The sequence below is a fragment of the Rhodovulum sp. 12E13 genome (assembly GCF_003340565.1).
GTDB lineage: Bacteria > Pseudomonadota > Alphaproteobacteria > Rhodobacterales > Rhodobacteraceae > HLUCCA09.
Genome location: NZ_QPLK01000002.1, coordinates 137983 through 155520 on the forward strand (window position 1 = coordinate 137983; position 17538 = coordinate 155520).

At 71.8% G+C, this 17538-nt stretch carries 20 protein-coding genes and 1 pseudogene; 18 read left to right on the plus strand and 3 right to left on the minus strand.

All coding sequences use genetic code 11. The features are described 5' to 3' along the window. The first annotated feature begins 23 nt into the window (after nt 1–23). The 5 genes from coaBC to DLJ49_RS02390 all read left to right on the plus strand — a co-directional run bounded on the left by coaBC (nt 24) and on the right by DLJ49_RS02390 (nt 5364). Nucleotides 24–1220 (plus strand): bifunctional phosphopantothenoylcysteine decarboxylase/phosphopantothenate--cysteine ligase CoaBC, encoded by a 1197-nt coding sequence (gene coaBC / locus DLJ49_RS02370; RefSeq protein WP_115391919.1) that lies wholly within the window; start codon nt 24–26, stop codon nt 1218–1220. Continuing rightward, nucleotides 1217–1693, plus strand: coding sequence for a dUTP diphosphatase (gene dut / locus DLJ49_RS02375; RefSeq protein WP_115391920.1), 477 nt, complete (start codon nt 1217–1219; stop codon nt 1691–1693). Before coaBC ends, dut begins: the two co-directional genes overlap by 4 nt. Then, a complete protein-coding gene (locus DLJ49_RS02380) occupies nt 1690–2730 on the plus strand; it encodes a HesA/MoeB/ThiF family protein (protein ID WP_115391921.1) in 1041 nt (346 codons plus the stop codon). The genes dut and DLJ49_RS02380 overlap by 4 nt, the downstream gene beginning before the upstream one ends. 68 nt (nt 2731–2798) lie before the next feature. After that, complete coding sequence (locus tag DLJ49_RS02385) at nt 2799–3236, plus strand: DUF4399 domain-containing protein (protein ID WP_115391922.1); 438 nt, start codon at nt 2799–2801, stop codon at nt 3234–3236. A 97-nt stretch (nt 3237–3333) separates the two neighbouring features. Further along, complete coding sequence (locus DLJ49_RS02390; RefSeq protein ID WP_115391923.1) at nt 3334–5364, plus strand: M3 family metallopeptidase; 2031 nt, start codon at nt 3334–3336, stop codon at nt 5362–5364. 63 nt (nt 5365–5427) lie between these two features. Here DLJ49_RS02390 and DLJ49_RS02395 read toward each other — a convergent pair whose 3' ends face one another. Both DLJ49_RS02395 and DLJ49_RS21630 read right to left on the minus strand, forming a co-directional pair. Then, the gene (locus DLJ49_RS02395; protein ID WP_115391924.1) at nt 5428–6150 is read right to left on the minus strand and encodes a flagellar hook capping FlgD N-terminal domain-containing protein; all 723 of its coding nucleotides are present in this window, start codon (nt 6148–6150) and stop codon (nt 5428–5430) included. 39 nt (nt 6151–6189) lie between these two features. Beyond that, nucleotides 6190–6837, minus strand: a complete 648-nt coding sequence (locus DLJ49_RS21630) for a flagellar hook-length control protein FliK (RefSeq protein ID WP_158547379.1) — start codon at nt 6835–6837, stop codon at nt 6190–6192. A 1933-nt stretch (nt 6838–8770) separates the two neighbouring features. Between DLJ49_RS21630 and DLJ49_RS02405 the strand changes: the two genes are divergently transcribed. The 6 genes and pseudogenes from DLJ49_RS02405 to DLJ49_RS02430 all read left to right on the plus strand — a co-directional run bounded on the left by DLJ49_RS02405 (nt 8771) and on the right by DLJ49_RS02430 (nt 12746). Continuing rightward, the gene (locus tag DLJ49_RS02405) at nt 8771–9088 is read left to right on the plus strand and encodes a rod-binding protein (RefSeq protein ID WP_115391926.1); all 318 of its coding nucleotides are present in this window, start codon (nt 8771–8773) and stop codon (nt 9086–9088) included. Then, a complete protein-coding gene (locus DLJ49_RS02410) occupies nt 9081–9428 on the plus strand; it encodes a hypothetical protein (RefSeq protein WP_115391927.1) in 348 nt (115 codons plus the stop codon). The genes DLJ49_RS02405 and DLJ49_RS02410 overlap by 8 nt, the downstream gene beginning before the upstream one ends. A gap of 273 nt (nt 9429–9701) precedes the next feature. Next, the gene (locus DLJ49_RS02415) at nt 9702–10922 is read left to right on the plus strand and encodes a flagellin (RefSeq protein ID WP_115391928.1); all 1221 of its coding nucleotides are present in this window, start codon (nt 9702–9704) and stop codon (nt 10920–10922) included. Nucleotides 10923–11020: 98 nt separating this feature from the next. Next, entirely contained in the window at nt 11021–11446 is a 426-nt protein-coding gene (gene flaF / locus DLJ49_RS02420; RefSeq protein WP_369932459.1) for a flagellar biosynthesis regulator FlaF, read from the plus strand. After that, nucleotides 11443–11844: pseudogene (gene flbT, locus DLJ49_RS02425) on the plus strand (flagellar biosynthesis repressor FlbT); the annotation flags it as partial. The gene flaF and the pseudogene flbT, both read left to right, overlap by 4 nt. Before the next feature lie 77 nt (nt 11845–11921). Further along, on the plus strand, nt 11922–12746 hold the full coding sequence (locus DLJ49_RS02430) for a DUF1217 domain-containing protein (protein ID WP_115391930.1): 825 nt from the start codon (nt 11922–11924) through the stop codon (nt 12744–12746). On the opposite strand, the gene DLJ49_RS02435 is transcribed toward DLJ49_RS02430, so the two are convergent. Beyond that, on the minus strand, nt 12743–14104 hold the full coding sequence (locus DLJ49_RS02435; RefSeq protein ID WP_115391931.1) for a FliI/YscN family ATPase: 1362 nt from the start codon (nt 14102–14104) through the stop codon (nt 12743–12745). The genes DLJ49_RS02430 and DLJ49_RS02435 overlap by 4 nt on opposite strands. A 78-nt stretch (nt 14105–14182) precedes the next feature. Here DLJ49_RS02435 and DLJ49_RS02440 point away from each other — a divergent pair, with 78 nt between their 5' ends. Genes DLJ49_RS02440 through flgA form a run of 7 tightly spaced genes read left to right on the plus strand, consistent with a single transcriptional unit; the run spans nt 14183 to nt 17538 of the window. Further along, the gene (locus tag DLJ49_RS02440; RefSeq protein WP_115391932.1) at nt 14183–14581 is read left to right on the plus strand and encodes a FlgB family protein; all 399 of its coding nucleotides are present in this window, start codon (nt 14183–14185) and stop codon (nt 14579–14581) included. Nucleotides 14582–14585: 4 nt separating this feature from the next. Next, nucleotides 14586–14978: a flagellar basal body rod protein FlgC gene (flgC, locus tag DLJ49_RS02445; RefSeq protein WP_115391933.1), complete on the plus strand. Its 393-nt coding sequence runs from the start codon at nt 14586–14588 to the stop codon at nt 14976–14978. An 11-nt stretch (nt 14979–14989) separates the two neighbouring features. Beyond that, nucleotides 14990–15319, plus strand: a complete 330-nt coding sequence (fliE, locus tag DLJ49_RS02450; RefSeq protein ID WP_115391934.1) for a flagellar hook-basal body complex protein FliE — start codon at nt 14990–14992, stop codon at nt 15317–15319. 3 nt (nt 15320–15322) lie between these two features. Further along, nucleotides 15323–15595 (plus strand): flagellar biosynthetic protein FliQ, encoded by a 273-nt coding sequence (locus tag DLJ49_RS02455; RefSeq protein WP_115391935.1) that lies wholly within the window; start codon nt 15323–15325, stop codon nt 15593–15595. Then, nucleotides 15592–16305, plus strand: coding sequence for a flagellar hook-basal body complex protein (locus DLJ49_RS02460; protein WP_115391936.1), 714 nt, complete (start codon nt 15592–15594; stop codon nt 16303–16305). The genes DLJ49_RS02455 and DLJ49_RS02460 overlap by 4 nt, the downstream gene beginning before the upstream one ends. Nucleotides 16306–16315: 10 nt before the next feature. After that, nucleotides 16316–17101, plus strand: a complete 786-nt coding sequence (flgG, locus tag DLJ49_RS02465) for a flagellar basal-body rod protein FlgG (RefSeq protein ID WP_115391937.1) — start codon at nt 16316–16318, stop codon at nt 17099–17101. Next, complete coding sequence (gene flgA / locus DLJ49_RS02470) at nt 17098–17538, plus strand: flagellar basal body P-ring formation chaperone FlgA (protein ID WP_115391938.1); 441 nt, start codon at nt 17098–17100, stop codon at nt 17536–17538. The genes flgG and flgA overlap by 4 nt, the downstream gene beginning before the upstream one ends.

Consider the following 17538-nt stretch of genomic DNA (forward strand, 5'->3'; position numbering starts at 1 on the left):
CGGGGCGCGGAGCGGAGAAGGTCATGGTGGCGGGAAAACGGCTGCTCTTGGTGATCGGGGGCGGGATCGCCGCCTACAAGAGCCTCGATCTCATCCGCCGCCTGCGCGAGCGAGGGGCCACGGTAACGCCGGTGCTGACGCCGGCCGCCGAGCATTTCGTCACGCCGCTGAGCGCCTCGGCGCTGGCCGCCGAGAAGGTCTGCCGCGACCTGTTCGACCTGACCGACGAGGCCGAGATGGGCCACATCGAGCTGTCGCGTGCCGCCGATCTCGTGGTCGTCGCCCCGGCCACGGCCGACCTGATGGCGAAGATGGCAGGGGGGCACGCCGACGACCTCGCCACGACGCTGCTGATGGCTACCGACAAGCGCGTGCTGATCGCCCCGGCGATGAACGTGCGGATGTGGGAGCACCCGGCGACCAGACGCAACCTCGCCAAGCTGCAGGGCGACGGGGTGATCGTGGTCGGCCCGGACGAGGGGCCGATGGCCTGCGGCGAATACGGGCCGGGCCGCATGGCCGAGGTGCCCGCCATCGTGGCGGCCATCGAGGCCGCCTTTTCCGGCGGGCCGCTCGAGGGGCGGCATGTCGTGGTCACCTCGGGCCCCACGCACGAGCCCATCGACCCGGTCCGCTACATCGCAAACCGCTCATCGGGCGCGCAGGGCACGGCGCTGGCCGAGGCGCTGCTCGCGCTCGGCGCGCGCGTCACCTTCGTCACCGGCCCGGCCGAGGTGCTGCCGCCCGAGGGCGCCCGCGTCGTGCCGGTCGAAACGGCGCGCGAGATGCGCGACGCGGTGCTGGCGGCCCTGCCGGCCGATGCCGCCGTCTTCGCCGCCGCGGTGGCCGACTGGCGGGTGGCCAACGCCTCCGACCAGAAGATGAAGAAGGACGGAACGGGCCGGCCCCCCGCGCTCGACTTCGCGGAGAACCCCGACATTCTGGCCGAGGTGGCGCATCTCGCCGAGGGGCGGCCGCGCCTCGTGGTCGGATTCGCCGCCGAGACCGAGGACGTGGTCGCCCATGCAGAACGCAAGCGCGCGCGAAAGGGCTGCGACTGGATCGTGGCCAACGATGTCTCGCCCGCGTCCGGCGTCATGGGCGGCGCCGAGAACGCGGTGACGGTGATCGACGACGCGGGCGCCGAGGACTGGCCGCGCGCCTCGAAGCGCGAGGTCGCCCGCCGCCTCGCCGCCCGCATTGCCGAGGCGCTGGCATGAGGCCCCGGGTCGCCTGCTTGCGGGAGGACTGGGCCGACCCCGCGGTTCCGCTGCCCGCCTACGAGACGGGCGGTGCCGCAGGGGCCGACCTGCGCGCCAACCTGCCCGAAGAGAGCCGCGCCCACGGCCTCGCTCTCGCCCCGGGCGCGCGGGCGCTGGTGCCAACGGGCCTGCGCGTCGCCGTGCCCGCGGGATGGGAGATGCAGGTGCGCCCGCGCTCGGGGCTCGCGCTGAAGCATGGCGTGACGCTGGCAAACGCGCCCGGCACCGTGGATGCCGACTACCGCGGGCCGCTCGGCGTGATCCTGGTCAACCTGGGGGCCGAGCCCTACGCGATTGCCCACGGCGAGCGCATCGCGCAGGCGGTTCTGGCCCCGGTTGCGCAGGCGGAATTCGAGCCGGCCGAGGCGCTCGACGAGACGGCCCGCGGCGCGGGCGGCTTCGGCTCGACAGGGCGCGGGGTGACGCGGTGATCCTCGTCGGCCTGCTCGCCCTCGGTATCTGGTTCGGCGGCCGTGCCTTCGGCATCGACCGGCAGGCGCGCGCCCTGCTGCTGGGCCTGCTGTTCGTCGTCGTGCTCGCCCTGCAGGTCGCGCTGCCCGATGGCCATCCCGTGCGCGAGGCGACGGGCGGAGAGCCGGGCCTGTGGCTGCTGCTCGCGGGCATCGCCGGCGTCGTCTACCTCTACCGCGCCGTGCTGAAACGGGTGCGGGCGCGCGCGGGCACCGACGTGCCGGTCGAGGCGCCGCGATCCGAGGGGTTCTCGGAAGCCGAGCTCGAGCGCTACGCCCGCCACATCGTGCTGCGCGAGATCGGTGGCGCGGGGCAGACGCGGCTGCGCGAGGCGCGGGTGCTGGTGATCGGGGCCGGCGGCCTCGGCTCGCCCGCGTTGCTCTATCTCGGGGCGGCGGGCGTCGGCACGCTCGGCGTGATCGACGACGACAAGGTGGCCAACGCCAATCTCCAGCGGCAGGTCATCCACCGCGACTGGGTCATCGGCATGCCCAAGGTGTTCTCGGTGCAGGAGGTGATCGGCGCGCTCAATCCCTGGGTCACGGTGCGCCCCTACAACCGCCGCCTGACCGACGAGATCGCCGCCGACCTGCTGGCGGACTATGACCTCGTTCTCGACGGTTCCGACAATTTCGAGACGCGCGATCTCGTCAATCGGGCCTGCGTCGCGGCAGGCAAACCGCTCGTCTCGGGCGCGCTCAGCCAGTGGGAGGGGCAGGTGAGCGTGTTCGACCCTGCCCGCGGCGCCCCCTGCTATGCCTGCATCTTTCCCGAGGCGCCGGCTCCGGGCCTCGCCCCTTCCTGCGCCGAGGCGGGCGTGCTCGGGCCGCTGCCCGGCGTGGTCGGGTCGATGATGGCGGTCGAGGCGGTCAAGCTGATCGCCGAGGCGGGCAGGGTCCTGCGTGGGCAGATGCTGATCTACGACGCGCTCGAGGGCGAGACCCGGCGCATCTCCGTCGCCCGCCGCGAGGGCTGCCCGGTCTGTGGCGTGGTCTGATCCTCTCCGATTGCCGTTTGCGGTGCGTGTGCTACATTTCGCCGCATGTGACAGGGAGGAGCCACGTCATGAAACCGATCCTTGCGGCACTCTGCCTCGCGGCGATGCCTGCGCTCGCCACCGCGCAGGGCACACCCCGGCCGGACGCGGCCGAACTCTACTTCGTCAACGTCGACGACGGCGACACGGTCGCCTCGCCCCTGACGCTCGTGTTCGGTCTGCGCGGGATGGGGGTGGCGCCGGCAGGGGCGGAGATCGAGAATACCGGCCATCACCACCTGATGATCAACCGGCCGCCGCTGGGCGAGGGCCAGTTCGGCGCGGAGGAGTTCACGCTGCCCCTGCCGGCCGACGACAACCACCGTCATTTCGGCGGCGGGCAGACAGAGGTGACGCTGGAACTGCCCCCGGGCGAGCACGTTCTGCAACTGGTGCTGGCCGATTACGGCCATGTCCCCCACGACCCGCCGCTGCTGTCGGACCGCATCACGATCACCGTCGAGTGATCCGGGATCGGCGCCCGCGCCGCGGGCGCCGATCCGCTCTGGTCGGCTCGCGGGTGCGCCCCTAGCTTGCGTGGAGCACACGCAGGAGCCCGCCCCCATGACCGACGCCAACCCCCTGCTCGCCCCGCGCGAGACGCCCTTCGGACTGCCGCCCTTCGCCGCTATCGACGACATGCACTTTGCAGAGGCGGTCGACACGGCGCTCGCCGATGCGCGCGCCGAGGTCGAGGCGATCGCGACCAGCCCGGAGCCGCCCAGCTTCGCCAACACGATCGACGGGCTGGCGCTTGCGGGAAAGACGCTGTCCGACGTGCTGTCGGTCTTCTTCACGCTGGCGAGCGTCGAGTCGAATCCCGCGCGCGAGGCGCTCCAGCGCGAGATCTCGCCGAAGCTCGCCGCCTATTCCTCCGACGTGATGCTGAATGCCGCGCTCTTTGCCCGGGTCGCGGCGCTGTGGGAGGCGCGCGAAACGCTGGGCCTCACCCCCGAGCAGATGCGCGTGCTGCACCTGACGCACCGCAATTTCGTGCGCGCGGGCGCGGCGCTCGACGGGGCAGGGCGGGCACGGCTGCGCGAGATCGCCACGCGGCTCGCGGAACTCTCCACCGCCTTCGGTCAGAACCTGCTCGCCGACGAGCGCGACTGGGCGCTGCCGCTGGCCGAGGCCGATCTCGACGGGTTGCCGGGCTTCGTCGTCGAGGGGGCGCGCGCGGCGGGTGCCGAGCGTGGGCTCGACGGGCCGGCGATCACGCTGTCGCGCTCGCTGATCGTGCCCTTCCTGCAGTTCTCGCCGCGGCGCGACCTGCGCGAGCGGGCGTATCGCGGCTGGGCCGCCCGGGGGATGCAAGGTGGCGCAACCGACAACCGCGCCATCGCCGCCGAGACGCTGAAGCTGCGTCACGAGCGCGCGCGCCTGCTGGGCTACGACAGCTTCGCCGACTACCGCCTCGAGGTGGAGATGGCCAAGACCCCCCAGGCGGTGCGCGACCTGATGCACGCGGTCTGGGCGCCCGCTCGCGCGCAGGCCGAGGCGGACGGCACCGCGCTCGAGGCGCTGCTGCGCGCCGACGGCGTGGCCGGCCCGCTCGAGCCGTGGGACTGGCGCTACTATTCCGAGAAGCGGCGGCAGGCCGAGCACGATGTCGACGAGGCTGCGCTCAAGCCGTATTTCCAGCTCGACCGGATGCGCGAGGCTGCCTTCGATTGTGCGACCCGCCTTTTCGGGCTGGAATTCGCGCCGCTCGACGTGCCCCTGCACCACCCCGACGCCCGCGCCTGGGAGGTGAGGCGCGAGGGACGACATCTCGCCGTCTTCATCGCCGACGACTTCGCCCGTGGGGGCAAGCGGTCTGGCGCGTGGTGCTCGGCCCTGCGCCCGCAGAGCCGCCTTGCCGGCGAGGTGCGGCCACACGTGCTGAACGTGTGCAACTTCGCCAAACCGCCTGCGGGGCAGCCGGCGCTCCTGAGCTATGACGACGCGCGTACGCTGTTCCACGAGTTCGGTCACGCGCTGCACCAGATCCTGTCGGACGTGACCTACGAGATGATCTCGGGCACGTCCGTCGCGCGCGATTTCGTCGAGCTGCCCTCGCAACTCTACGAACACTGGCTCGAGGTGCCGCAGGTGATGGAGCGGTTCGCCACCCATGCCGAGACCGGCGAGGCGATGCCACGCGAGATGCTCGACCGCGTGCTCGCCGCGGCGACCTACGACATGGGGTTCCAGACGGTGGAGTTCATCGGCTCGGCGCTGGTCGACCTCGAATTCCACGCGGGCGAACCTCCGGTCGACCCGATGCAGAAGCAGGCCGAGGTGCTGGAAGGGATCGGCATGCCGCGGGCCATCGGGATGCGTCACGCCACGCCGCATTTCGCCCATGTCTTTTCGGGCGGCTACGCGTCGAGCTACTATTCCTACATGTGGTCCGAGGTGATGGATGCCGACGCCTTCGCCGCCTTCGAGGAGGCGGGCGACCCGTTCGACCCGCCGACCGCTGCAGCGCTCGAGCGGCAGGTGCTCTCGGCAGGCGGCTCGGCCGAGCCCGAGGATCTCTACACCGCGTTTCGGGGGCGGCTGCCGGGGATCGAAGCCCTTCTGCGCGGCAGGGGGCTCGATCGTGCCGCCTGATCGACGAACGGGGCGCGCGCCTTGCGGCCCATGCTCACCGCCGGCGCCCCCGCGGGAGAGCCGTCAGGTGGCAGGCTGCGCCTCGCGGATGGCGTCGATCTCGGAGGCGGGCACGGCCTCGCCGCTGGCGAAGACGACCTCGGTGCCGTCGGCCCCTGCGCGCACCTCGGTGATCCGGCCGTAAACCTCGGGCACCGTCCGGTCGAGCACCTGGCCGCTTGCGTCGTAGCTGACGACCTCGAACTGGTAGGTGCCGGGCTCGAAGGCGACGGTGCCGCCGCCGCCCGGCCAGTCGACTGGGCCGCCCTGCACAGCGATGTCGAAGCGGTCGACGACGCTGCCGAACGCGTTGGCGATCACCAGCTCGGCGCGCCGGGCCTCGGCCGTCGGGGCCGTCTCGACGGTCAGCGCGTTGCCCTCGTAGCGGGCGGGCACCGCGGCGCGCCCCTCCATCCCGACCCAGCCGGCCACCTGCGACAGGCCGGACGAGGCGAGCTGGCCGAGCAGTTCGTTGGTCTTGACCTGTTGCTCGACCGTCGAGAACGTCGCGAGTTGCACGGCGAACTCGGTGGAATCCATCGGGTTGAGGGGATCTTGGTTGACGACCTGCGTTGTGAGCATGCGCAGGAACGTCTCGAAATCCGAGCTGATCAGGCGGCGGTCGTCCGATGCGTCTGCCGTCTCCGGGGCGGCTCCGGCTGACCGGGCCGCAGCGGCGGGCGGCGGCGGCGCCTGCGGCGGGGCGCCGAGGGGGGCGGCCGGAGAAAGGGGGGCGGTATCGCTCACGGAACCTCCTGTTCTTGTGCAAGGGGACGGGCCGCTGCCCTAGAGCCTCAGGTCGAGGCCACCGGAATGCGCGGTCTCCAGCGTCGGGATTGCGGGGGAGACTGGATCGTGCTGCACCGGTCCGTCCGGCCCGGCGGTCTCGGCCGACGAAGGCGCTGGACCCCGCGTGTCGGCGCCGCGCCCGTCACGGCCGCCCTGGGCGCCGAACTCGAAGGAAATCGTGCCGAAGCCCTGCTGACGCAGATCGTTGCCGAGCAGGTCGGCGTGGCGGCGAAGAAGATCGAGCGTGTCTGGCCGATCTGCCTGGATCGTGACGGTGAGACCCGCCTCGGCCGGGCTGAAGGATAGGCGGACGCGGCCGAGCTCCTCCGGGTGCAGGGCAACGTCGACCGAGCCGCGCGCAAAGCCCTGGCGCACTGCGTCGGCCACCTGTTGCGCCGGCCCGGCCGCGCCGTTGAAAGACCCTCCTGCGGCGTTGCCCGCGCCGGAGCCGCCGGCGGCGCGAGAGGCGCCCGCCTCGGCTGCGACGAGCGAGGGGAAGGATCCCGAACGCCCCTCGCCGCCAGCCCGGTCGCCCCGGGTGTCGCCGTCAGCGAGGGGCGCCTCGGGCTGCAGGAGTGCGCCGGAGGGGCCATCGGCCCCGACCGGGGCCGCCTGGGCGACGCCTGCATTGGCCGGCGTCGCCATGCCGGTTGCGGCCGGCCCAGCCGTGCCGGTTCCGGGCCGGGGGGCGGGGATCGACGCGCGGTCGTCCGCCCTCTCCCTGTCACGCCCGTGCCGGCCGGACGGGTCGCTCGATGCGGCCCGTGCCGCGGCGGTGTCGGGCGTACCGGTCATCGCCTGCGGGGCCGGCGGAGCTGTTGCCTGCACCGGAAGCGCGTGCGCCGGAACCACCGCCTGCGGGGCAGCCGCTTGTGCCGCAGACGATGCGACGGTCGCCATGCCCGGTGCCTGTCCGGAAGCGCCTCCTGGCGGAGTGCCCTCCGCCTCGCCCGCTCCCACCGCTTGGCGCCCGCCATGGGGCGCGACAGATCGCGTCTCGCCGACAGGCCCGACAGGCACCCCCTGGGGGGGGCGGACGCCGCTCGTTCCGTTCCGATCGACACGGGAGGCCGGCTTGGCGGGTGCCACGGATCCAGTCGTGCTCTGGGCGGCGATCTCCGCCCGGGCGGCATCGTGCAGGCCGGGTGACGCTGCGGGAGAGGGCGAGCGCAAGGTCTCATCGATGACAGGCCCCGACGCTGCCAGCCTGCCTCCGCTGCTCCCACCTGGCGGGGCTGGACGAGCGGGAACGGCGGATCGGTCCGACAGCTGCCCCGCGCCGGGCGAGAGACGTGCCACCGGATCAACCGCTTCGGGCCGCGCGCGCGTGCCGGTCGCGGGCGCCTCGGAGCCGATCGCTCCCGGTGCGACGGTCTCGGCCCCCGGACGTGCCTGTTCAGGCACTAATGCCGATCCCGAAACATCCGGGCGGCCGAGGGCACGCAGGCTGCCCGCCGGCAGGCTCTGCCTTTCGTCGCCGCGCGCGTCGATGGCGGAGGACACCCTCGCGGCCACCGGCGGAAGGGCGCTGTCCGAGGTCTGCCGGCTCGACCGGTCTCCCGGTTCGACGTTCATTGATACGCGCATCTCGATGGATTCGGCCCCGCCGGGGGGGAGGCGCGGTGCGGTGGCCTGCCGTTCGGCGCCGGCGGCCCCGCGTGTTCCGGTCACCGGCTGTGAGGGTGAGGTCACTTCGGCGTCGGCCGACGGGATCGGACGAAGCAGGCGGCGGGGCGCCGTCGATCCGGATGTTTCCTGCCGCGGCGCCGTCGCGGTGTCGTCAGGGCGGGAGGCGGCGAGCGCGCTCCCGCCCGGTATCGGCCCTTCTCCGGGGCTCTCTCGTCTCGAAGCGGGCGCGGCCGACAGATTGCGGCTCTCGAGCGCTCCGGTGCCGATCCGCGAGCCGCAGCCATGGTCCGATGCCAGCGCCCCCTGCGGGGCGCCGGCCGCCTCCGGCGCCGGGGTTGCTCGAGGGGGCGCAGAGGACTGTCCGGTGCGCAGGTCATCCGGCCGGGCGAGCGGGAGCGGGTCCGGCCGTGTCGCCCCGCGACGCGACCCGCCTGCGCCGTCGACGTCTCCTGTCGCGGCGGCCTCGCGGACAGTCGCCGGCCTTGGCCCCCCGGTAGAGAGCGGCGGAGATACCTCGGGCGAGACCTGCGGCAACGCGCCTTCGGCGTCTCCAGACGCGTTCGGCTCTGGCGCGGGGCGGGTCGGCCTGTCCGCCGCCTCTGCGCCGGGGGTCTCTCCGACGGCGCGCCTTGCCGCCGGTCCGACCTCGTTCTCCCGCATGCGGCTCTCGGGGAGGAGGCGCATCTCGGATGCACCTTCCCCTGCACCTTCCCCGTCGACATGCCCGGCGAAGGCGGTGCCGCTGTCGGACGTGCCGGGCCCTGCTGCGGCCGACCCAGGGTCGGCCCGGCCCGTGACCGCCCGGAATACGTCGAACAGCGCGCCGATCTGCATGTCTGACAGCCTTCTGCCGAAACTCTGGCCGAAGTCGTGCCATGCGGAGGCTTACCAAGCCTTTACCGAATTCTGCGACAAACCGAGAAATTGCAGCAAACTGACGAGGCTTCCGATGGCCGATTCGACCCACGGCGCGACCGGCGCGCTTCCGCCGGCGGCCGCGCTCCGCCCATCGCGCGCGGCGGAAGAGGCCACGCGCGAGGCGATGCGCGCGGCGGCGCGCGCCTTCGAGGCCGCTTTCCTGGCCGAAATGCTCAAGCACGCGGGTCTCGGTGAGACGCCCGAGGCCTTCGGCGGCGGGGTCGGCGAGGATCAGTTCGCCAGTCTCATGCGCGAGGCACAGGCCCGCCACATGGCCGAATCGGGCGGCATCGGGATCGCGGAGCGCCTGTTCGAGGCGATGATCGCACGGGAGCAGGCAGATGGCTGATACCCTTGCCGGGCGCCTGCGCGCCCTCCTCGACGCCGAGCGCGCGGCGCTCCGCGACGGCGCGCTCGAGCGGCTCGGCGATATCCTGGCCGCCAAGGAGAGCCTCGCGGAGGAGCTCGCCACGAGCGGCCTCGGCTGCGCGGAGGGCGAGGCCGAGGCGCTGCGCGAGGCCGCCCGCCGCAACGCCCGGCTGCTCGAGGCCGCCCGCGCCGGCCTGCGCGCGGCGATGGAGCGGATGGCCGAACGCGCCCGCCTCGCCCGCAGCCACGACACCTACGACGCGGAGGGGAACCGCCGCGCGCTGGCCTCTACCCCCGGCAACCTGCACCGCCGCCTGTGACGGCCCGCTTGCCCGCGCGCGCGGCGCCCCCGGTCGTCACCGATGAACGAACGGAGTTTGCATCGAATGCAGACCAATCCCGGCCCTTCCCTTAGGCGTCTGTAAACCGGCCCCCGCCAGTGTCGCCCTCGCACTTCGAGAGGGGGTGGCACGGTCAGGGCCCGGATCAGGGCCTCCCGTAGAGGGCAGAACGCCTCGCGAGCGCCGGCACGCGACCCAACGCGCCGGCTGACGGGACCGCGGCGAAACTGCCGCCCAAGGGAAGGACCAGAGATGTCCAGCATTCTCACGAACACCGGCGCGATGACCGCGCTGCAGACCCTGCGCGGGATCAACCAGAATCTGACCAAGACGCAGGACATGATCTCGACCGGCAAGAAGGTCGCCACCGCGAAGGACAACGCGGCGATCTGGTCGATCTCGAAGGTCATGGAGTCGGACGTCAAGGGATTCACGGCGATCTCCGAGTCCCTGTCGCTCGGCCAGTCGACCGTGGCGGTCGCCCGAAACGGTTCCGAGCAGGTGACCGAACTGCTGGGTGAGATCAAGAAGAAAATCGTTGCCGCGCAGGAGGATAACGTCGATCGCGCCAAGCTGCAGGACGATCTCGAATCCCTGCGCAACCAAGTGACAAGCATCGTCAACGCCGCGCAGTTCAACGGCCAGAACCTGCTCAAGCAGACGTCCGTGACGGCGGGCGACGGCACCATGGAGGTGCTCTCGTCGCTCGATCGCAACGCGTCCGGCGGCGTCGGCAATTCCACCGTGGATGTCACGAAGCGGGATCTTTCGGTGGACGCGGAACAGGCTGTTGGTAGTGATGGTGCCGGCACAGCGGTTGACTTAAGTGACGCCAAGACTGTCGCCGACGGTGACGCTGTTACGGCGGTCACCGATTCCACCGGACAGGACGCCGTCGCGGGGGCGCAATACTCAGCGACTATCGGCGGGCTAGCCTCCCAGACCTACGTTGCCCGCGACGGTGACACCTTCACCGACGTCTACCGCCAGCTCGCTGCGCGGCTGAATGCGGCGGCGGGCGAAGCCGGCGAAGATCTAGTCTTCTCCATTCAGAACGGCGAACTCGCCCTGCAGAACAATTCAGGGACGGATGTCACCATCGCTGCGAATGACATCCAAGGCGACAACAATACCGATGGAACCGCCGGCGGCGGCCTCGAACTGCTGGACGACCTCGACATCTCGACCGAAACTGGCGCTGCCGGCGCGCTCGGCGCCATCGACGGGCTGATCGAGATCGCGGTGGGCGCGGCCTCGGAGTTCGGCGTTTCCGAGAGGCGCCTCGAAATCCAGAACGACTTCGTCTCGCGGCTCTCCGACAGTCTGAAATCCGGCATCGGCGCGCTCGTCGATGCCGACATGGAGGAGGCCTCGGCACGGCTGCAGGCGCTCCAGGTGCAGCAGCAGCTCGGCGTGCAGGCCCTCTCGATCGCCAACCAGGCGCCGCAGAACATCCTCGCGCTCTTCCGGTAAGCGAGCGGGGGAGGGCGGCGTGATCCGCCCTTCCCTCGCCCTGCGGGGCACCAGCCCACGTGACACGGACATCGCAACCGGAAGGACCGACCGTGACCATGATGACCACGGCCAAAATGGCCGAAACCGCCTACGGCGCCCAGTCCGCCGCCGCCCGCACCCCCCGCGGCACCGAATACGCCGTCTTCTCGCAGGTCACGCGCCGCATGAAGGCCGCCGCCGAGAAGGGCCGCGCGGGCTTTCCCGCCCTCGCCGAGGCGCTGCACGACAACCGCAGGCTGTGGACGACGCTCGCCGTCAACGTCGCCGACGGTGACAACGGGCTGCCGCGGGACCTGCGCGCGCGGCTGGTCTACCTCGCCGAGTTCACCTTTCAGCACAGTTCGAAGGTGCTGGCCCGCGAGGCCGACGTGCGCCCGCTGATCGAGATCAACGCTGCCGTCATGCGGGGCCTGCTCGGCCAGCCCCCCGCACAACCGGCAGAGACGGCAGAGCCCGCCACGCGGCCGGAGGTCGTGCGATGAGCGGGCTCGTTCTCAAGCTCGGGCCGAAGGAGCGGGTCCTGGTCAACGGGGCCGTGATCGAGAACGGTGACCGCCGGGCGCGAATCTCGATCCTCACGCCGGGCGCCAACATCCTGCGCCTCAAGGACGCCATCCACCCCGAAGAGGCGACGACCCCGGTGCGCCGCGTCTGCTACATCGCCCAGCTCGTCCTGTCGGGCGACGCCGATGCCGAGGAGGCGCGGCTGCAGCTGCTGCGCGGCATCGAGCAGCTCAGCCAGGTCTTCCTCGACGAAGACAGCCGCATCCAGCTCGCCGCCGCGACGCGCGCCGTCAACGAGGGCCAGGCCTACCAGGCGCTCAAGGCGCTTCGCGCGCTGCTGCCGCGCGAGGAGCGGCTGCTCGCCGCCGCCCCGGCCCCGAACGGCGACTCCGGCGGGCCGCGATCCTCTGCGCTGGGCTCTGCCGAGCCGCGACGGGCGATGGGCCGGGCGCAATGAGCTTTCAGCCCGTCGTCCCGTTCGGCGGCATCGCCGGCTGGCAGTTCCTCAAGCGGACGATGGAGACCCAGCGCGCGGCGTTCGACGCCGCGCCCGGCCGTCAGCGCGACCTGGACTATTTCCGCCAGAACATCGCGAAGGTGACCACCGCCGAGCAACTGGTGGACGACCGGCGCCTTCTGTCGGTCGCTCTCGGCGCGTTCGGCCTGGACGACGACATCAACAGCAAGGCGTTCATCCGCAAGGTGCTCGATGAGGGCACGCTCGATCGCGGGGCGCTCGCCAACAAGCTGGCCGACAGCCGCTACCGCGAGTTCTCGGCGGCCTTCGGCTTCGGCAACGGGGTTCTGCCGCGCACTGCCCTGTCCGGCTTCGCCGACGAGATCGGCGGGGCCTATCTGCGTCGCCGGTTCGAGGCCGGCGTGGGCGAAAGCGACCAGACGATGCGCCTCGCCCTGACGCTGGAGCGCGAGTTGCCCGGGATCGCGTCGCGCGACGTGAGCGACGACACCAAGTGGCTGACGGTCATGGGCAACCCTCCGCTGCGCCGGGTCTTCGAGACGGCGATGGGCCTGCCGCAATCCTTCGGCGCGCTCGACCTCGACCGCCAGCTCGTCGAGTTCCGCGAGCGGGGGGAGCGCCTGTTCGGCCTGTCCAGTTTCGCCGACCTTGCCGATCCCGAAAAGCAGGAAGAGCTGATGCGCATCTTCCTCGCGCGTGCGCAGATCTCGGGCGGGTTCGGGGCTGGCGCCGGCCCGACCTCCCCCGCGCTGCAACTGCTGCAGTCGGCGTCCGCCGGCGCGCCGATCTCGCTTTTCTAGGCCTTCCCCTCCGCAGGGCGTGGCGCGGCGCCGCCGGGTGCCGGCTGACCGAGACACGCGGCGAGGCGGCGGAACGCGGCCGCCGCGCCGTCGGACGACGGTTCGGCCACGAACGCGTCGAGCGCAGGCCAGGTCGCTACCGCAGTATCGGTCTCGCCGTCGGTGCCGGGGGTATAAAGCCCTGACTGGATCATCAATTCTGCGTCCTCGTAGGCCGCGAGCCGCCGCCGCGCGATGCCGATCAGGCGGTTCTCGTCTTCGCTGGCGCAATCTGGCAGGCTGCGCGAGACCGAGCGCAGAACGTCGACGGCGGGAAAGCGGCCGCGCTCGGCGATCGCCCGCTCGAGCACGACGTGGCCGTCGAGAACGCCGCGCAGGATGTCGGCCACGGGCTCGTCCATGTCGGCGCCCGCGACCAGAACGGCGAAGAGCGCCGTGATGTCGCCCGCCGCGCCCTCGGCGCCGGGCCCCGCCCGCTCGGCCAGCGCCATGATCGCATGCGCCACCGAGGGCGGATACCCTCGCAGAGCCGCGCTCTCGCCCGAAGCGAGCGCGATCTCGCGATGCGCCTCCGCGAACCGGGTGACGGAGTCCGCCAGAAGCAGAACGTGCCGCCCTGCATCGCGGAAATGCTCGGCCACCGCCATCGCCGTCCAGAGCGCACGGCGGCGGACGAGCGGCGGCTGATCCGACGTGGCCACCACGATCACTGCACGCGCCATCCCCTCGGGCCCGAGCGCGCGCTCGACGAACTCGCGCAGCTCGCGACCGCGCTCGCCGATCAGGGCGATGACGGTGACATCGGACTGCACCTGCCGCCCGAGCGCGCCGAGCAGCCGCGACTTGCCGACGCCAGCCCCGGCGAAGAGGCCCATGCGCTGCCCCCGCACGATGGGCAGGATTGTGTCGAACACGGCCATGCCGGTGGCCAGCCGCGGCCCGAGGGCCCGCCGCGCCACCGCAGGCGGAGGCAGGCCACGCAGCGGGCGCGCGGTGTCGCCGCGCGGCAGGGAGCGCCCGTCGAGCGGGGATCCGTCGGCATCGACGATCCGGCCGATCCAGCCGTCGTGCGGCGCCACGCGTGCGGGGCCGAGGTGCAGCGCCGCGTCGCCCACACGCAGCCCCTCGCCTGGCCCCTCGGGCAATATCTCGGCCCCGTCTGCGCGGATCTCGACGATCTCGCCCGCGATCGGGCCGTCGCGCGACTCGAGGCGCACCCGGTCGCCCAGAGCCGCCGCGTCGGCCAGCCCCGTGACGTGCACGAGGCCACCGCCCGCCCGCGTGACGCGCCCCACCGCGCGCGCCGGCCTGATCGCGGCAATCTCTGCCGCGAGCCCCGTCAGACTTCTGCCCTGCATCCTGCCCTCCTGGCGATGGTGCACCGTTTCTAAAGGAATCAGCCTTAAGCCGACGTTGAAGACAGAGGGAGAAGCCCGATGTTCGGCGAATTGCAGATCTTCCGCATGGCGCAGGGCCTCGCCCGCCATGCCGCCGCCCGGCAGGAGGCCGTCGCCCGGAACGTGGCCAACGTGAACACGCCGGGCTACAAGCGGGTCGGCATCCCCGATTTCGCGGCGCTCTACGCCCACCGCACCCGCTCCGGCGAGGGTCTGGGGCTGCAGGCCACCCGCGCCGGCCATTTCGGTGCCGGCCACGGCTATCCGACGCCGGCCGCGCGCGAGGTCGCCGGAGCACGCGAGGCGCCCAACGGCAACTCGGTCTCGCTCGAGACCGAGATCATGGAGGCCGCCACACTCCGGCGCGACCACGACATGGCGCTCGCCGTCTATCGCAGCGCGATGACGGTCCTGCGCGCCGGCATCGGGCGGAGGTAAGGCGATGAGCGATCTGCTTCGCACCATGGCGCTGTCGGCCTCGGGCATGAAGGCGCAATCGACCCGCCTGCGCCACGTTTCCGAGAATATCGCCAACGCCGACACGCCCGGCTTCCGGCGCAAGCTCGTCTCGTTCGAGCCGGCGCCGGCGCGGATGGGCGAGCCCGCGCTGGTCGAGACCGGCCGCGTACGCCTCGACACGTCCGAGCTGCCGCTGGTTCACGACCCCGGCAACCCGCTGGCCGACGAGAGCGGCAATGTCCGAGGGTCAAACGTCGATCTCGTGGTCGAGATCGCCGACGCCAGGCAGGCCCAGCGAAGCTACGAGGCCAACCTCAAGATGTTCGACCAGGCACGGCAGATGACCACGAGCCTGCTCGAGCTGCTGCGCAGATAAAGGAGACCAGAATGGATATCCGCGCGACCCAGGCCGCCCGCCTCTACCAGGGTGCGGCGGCGCCCAGCCCGTCGCTCACCGCACCCTCTTCGTCGGGTCCGCCGGCCGCCGGCCCGTTCGCCCCCGGCAGCTTCGGCCAGACGGCGACCGCCGCAGCCCGCGACTTCGCCGAGACGCTCGGCGCGGCGGAGCGCACCGCGCAGGACGCGCTCGTGGGCAAGGCCGACCCGCACGCCCTGGTCGAGGCGCTCAGCCAGAGCGAGCTCGCGGTCGAGGCCGCCGTCGCCGTGCGCGACCGGGTGGTCGAGGCCTACCAGGAAATCCTGCGGATGCCGGTCTGACCCATGCAAGAGGCCGTCTTCTACGACACGATGCGCCATGGCCTTTGGGTGTCGGTGATCATCTCGGTGCCGATCCTGTCGATGGCGCTGATCGCGGGCCTCGCGGTCGGCCTCTTCCAGGCGCTGACCTCTGTCCAGGAAATGACGCTGACCTTCGTGCCGAAGCTGCTGGCCATCGTCCTCGTCTTCTGGGGGTCGATGGGGTTCATGACCCAGACGCTGACCGGCTACTTCCAGGCCGACATCGTGCCCCAGATCGCCGGAGGCGGCCCATGAGCACCTCGATCGTCACCCTCGCCCGCCAGGTCGGCCTGATGCGCGAGATGAACACCGTCGCCAACAACATCGCCAATTCCGCGACCACGGGCTACCGTCGCGAGGGCGTGCTCTTCACCGAGTACATCAAGGCGACGCCGGGCGGCGACAGCCTGTCGATGGCCGCAGCCCGCGCTCGCACGATCGACCTGTCGCAAGGCGCGCTGACGCAGACCGGCGGCACGTTCGACCTGGCCATCGAAGGCGAAGGGTTCTTCCTCGTGCAGACTCCCGCGGGTGAGCGGCTGACCCGGGCGGGCACGTTCACGCCAAACGAGGCGGGAGACCTGGTCACCCCAGACGGGCACCCCCTGCTCGACGCCGGCGGCGCCCCCGTATTTGCCCCGCCCGGCGCCGAGGTCGTGACCATCGCGCCCGACGGCACGATGTCGGCCAACGGCGCGCCGATCGCCCAGATCGGTCTCTGGCGGCCCATCGACCCCACCGACCTCGTGCGCGAGGCGGGCGCCCTCTTTCGCGCCGAGCAGGGCACCGAGCCCGTGATCGACGGCGGGCGCATCCTGCAGGGACGGATCGAAGGGCCGAACGTCGATCCCGTCACCGAGATCGCCCGCATGATCGAGGTCCAGCGCGCCTACGAGCTCGGGCAGGCCTTTCTCGACCGCGAATCCGACCGCCGCTCCAAACTGATCGACACGCTCACCCGCTGAGGAGATACCGATGGAATCGCTCAAGATCGCCGCCACGGGGATGGGCGCGCAGCAGATGCGCGTTGACACCATCGCCAACAACCTCGCGAACATGTCGACCACCGGCTACAACGCCCGCCGCGCCGAGTTTGCCGATCTGCACTACCGGCAGGAGGTTCGCCCCGGCACGGTCAGCGCCAGCGACGGCACGGTGCTGCCCACCGGCGTGCAGATCGGTCTTGGCGTTCGGCCCGCAGCGGTCAGCGTCCAGCTCGCCCAGGGCGCGCTCGGCCGCACGGGCGGCGAGCTCGACGTGGCCATCGAGGGGCGCGGCTATCTCGAGATCGAGCTGCCGGCGGGGCTGCCCGCCTATACCCGAGACGGCGCCCTCAAACGCTCGCCCGACGGCCAGATCGTGACCGCGCAGGGCTACCCTGTGGTGCCCGACATCACGATCCCCGACGACGCCCGCGCGATCTCGATCTCGGCCGACGGCGAGATCTACGCCTTCTTCGCCGACGAGGTGGAGCCCGAGCTGCTCGGCCAGTTCACCCTCGCCACGTTCTCCAACGAGAAGGGCCTCGAGGCGATGGGCGACAACCTCTTCCTCGAAAGCCCCGCCTCGGGCCCGCCGCTCGTGTCGAACCCGGGCGAGGACGGGCTCGGCACCCTCCGGCAGGGCTTTCTCGAGGAGAGTTCGGTCGACGCCGTGCGCGAACTGACCGAGCTGATCGAGGCGCAGAGGGGCTACGAGCTCAATGCCAAGGTGATCACCGCAGCCGACCAGATGCTCGGCACGACCACGCAGATCCGATGACGCGGATCGCCTCCCTCCTGCTTCTCGCCGCGCTCGCGCCGCCCGCGTCCGCCGAGACCCTGATCGCCGCAGCGACCATCCGCAGCCACACCGTGCTTGCGCCCGAGCATCTCGCGGTGGTGCCCGAGACGGTGCCGGGGGCGCTCGCCGACCCGGTCGAGGCGGTCGGGCTGGAGACCCGCGTGGTGCTCTATGCCGGCCGGCCGATACGCGCCGCCGACCTCGGCCCGCCCGCCCTGATCGACCGCAACCAGATCGTGCCGCTGATCTACCGGCAGAACGGGCTGGCCATCGAGACCGAGGGCCGCGCCCTCGACCGTGCCGCCGCCGGCGAGGCGGTGCGCGTGCTCAACCTCGCCTCGCGCAACACTGTGACGGGAATCCTCGACGCCCAGGGCCGCGTGCACGTGGGCGACCTGCCCCAAACGACGGAGTGA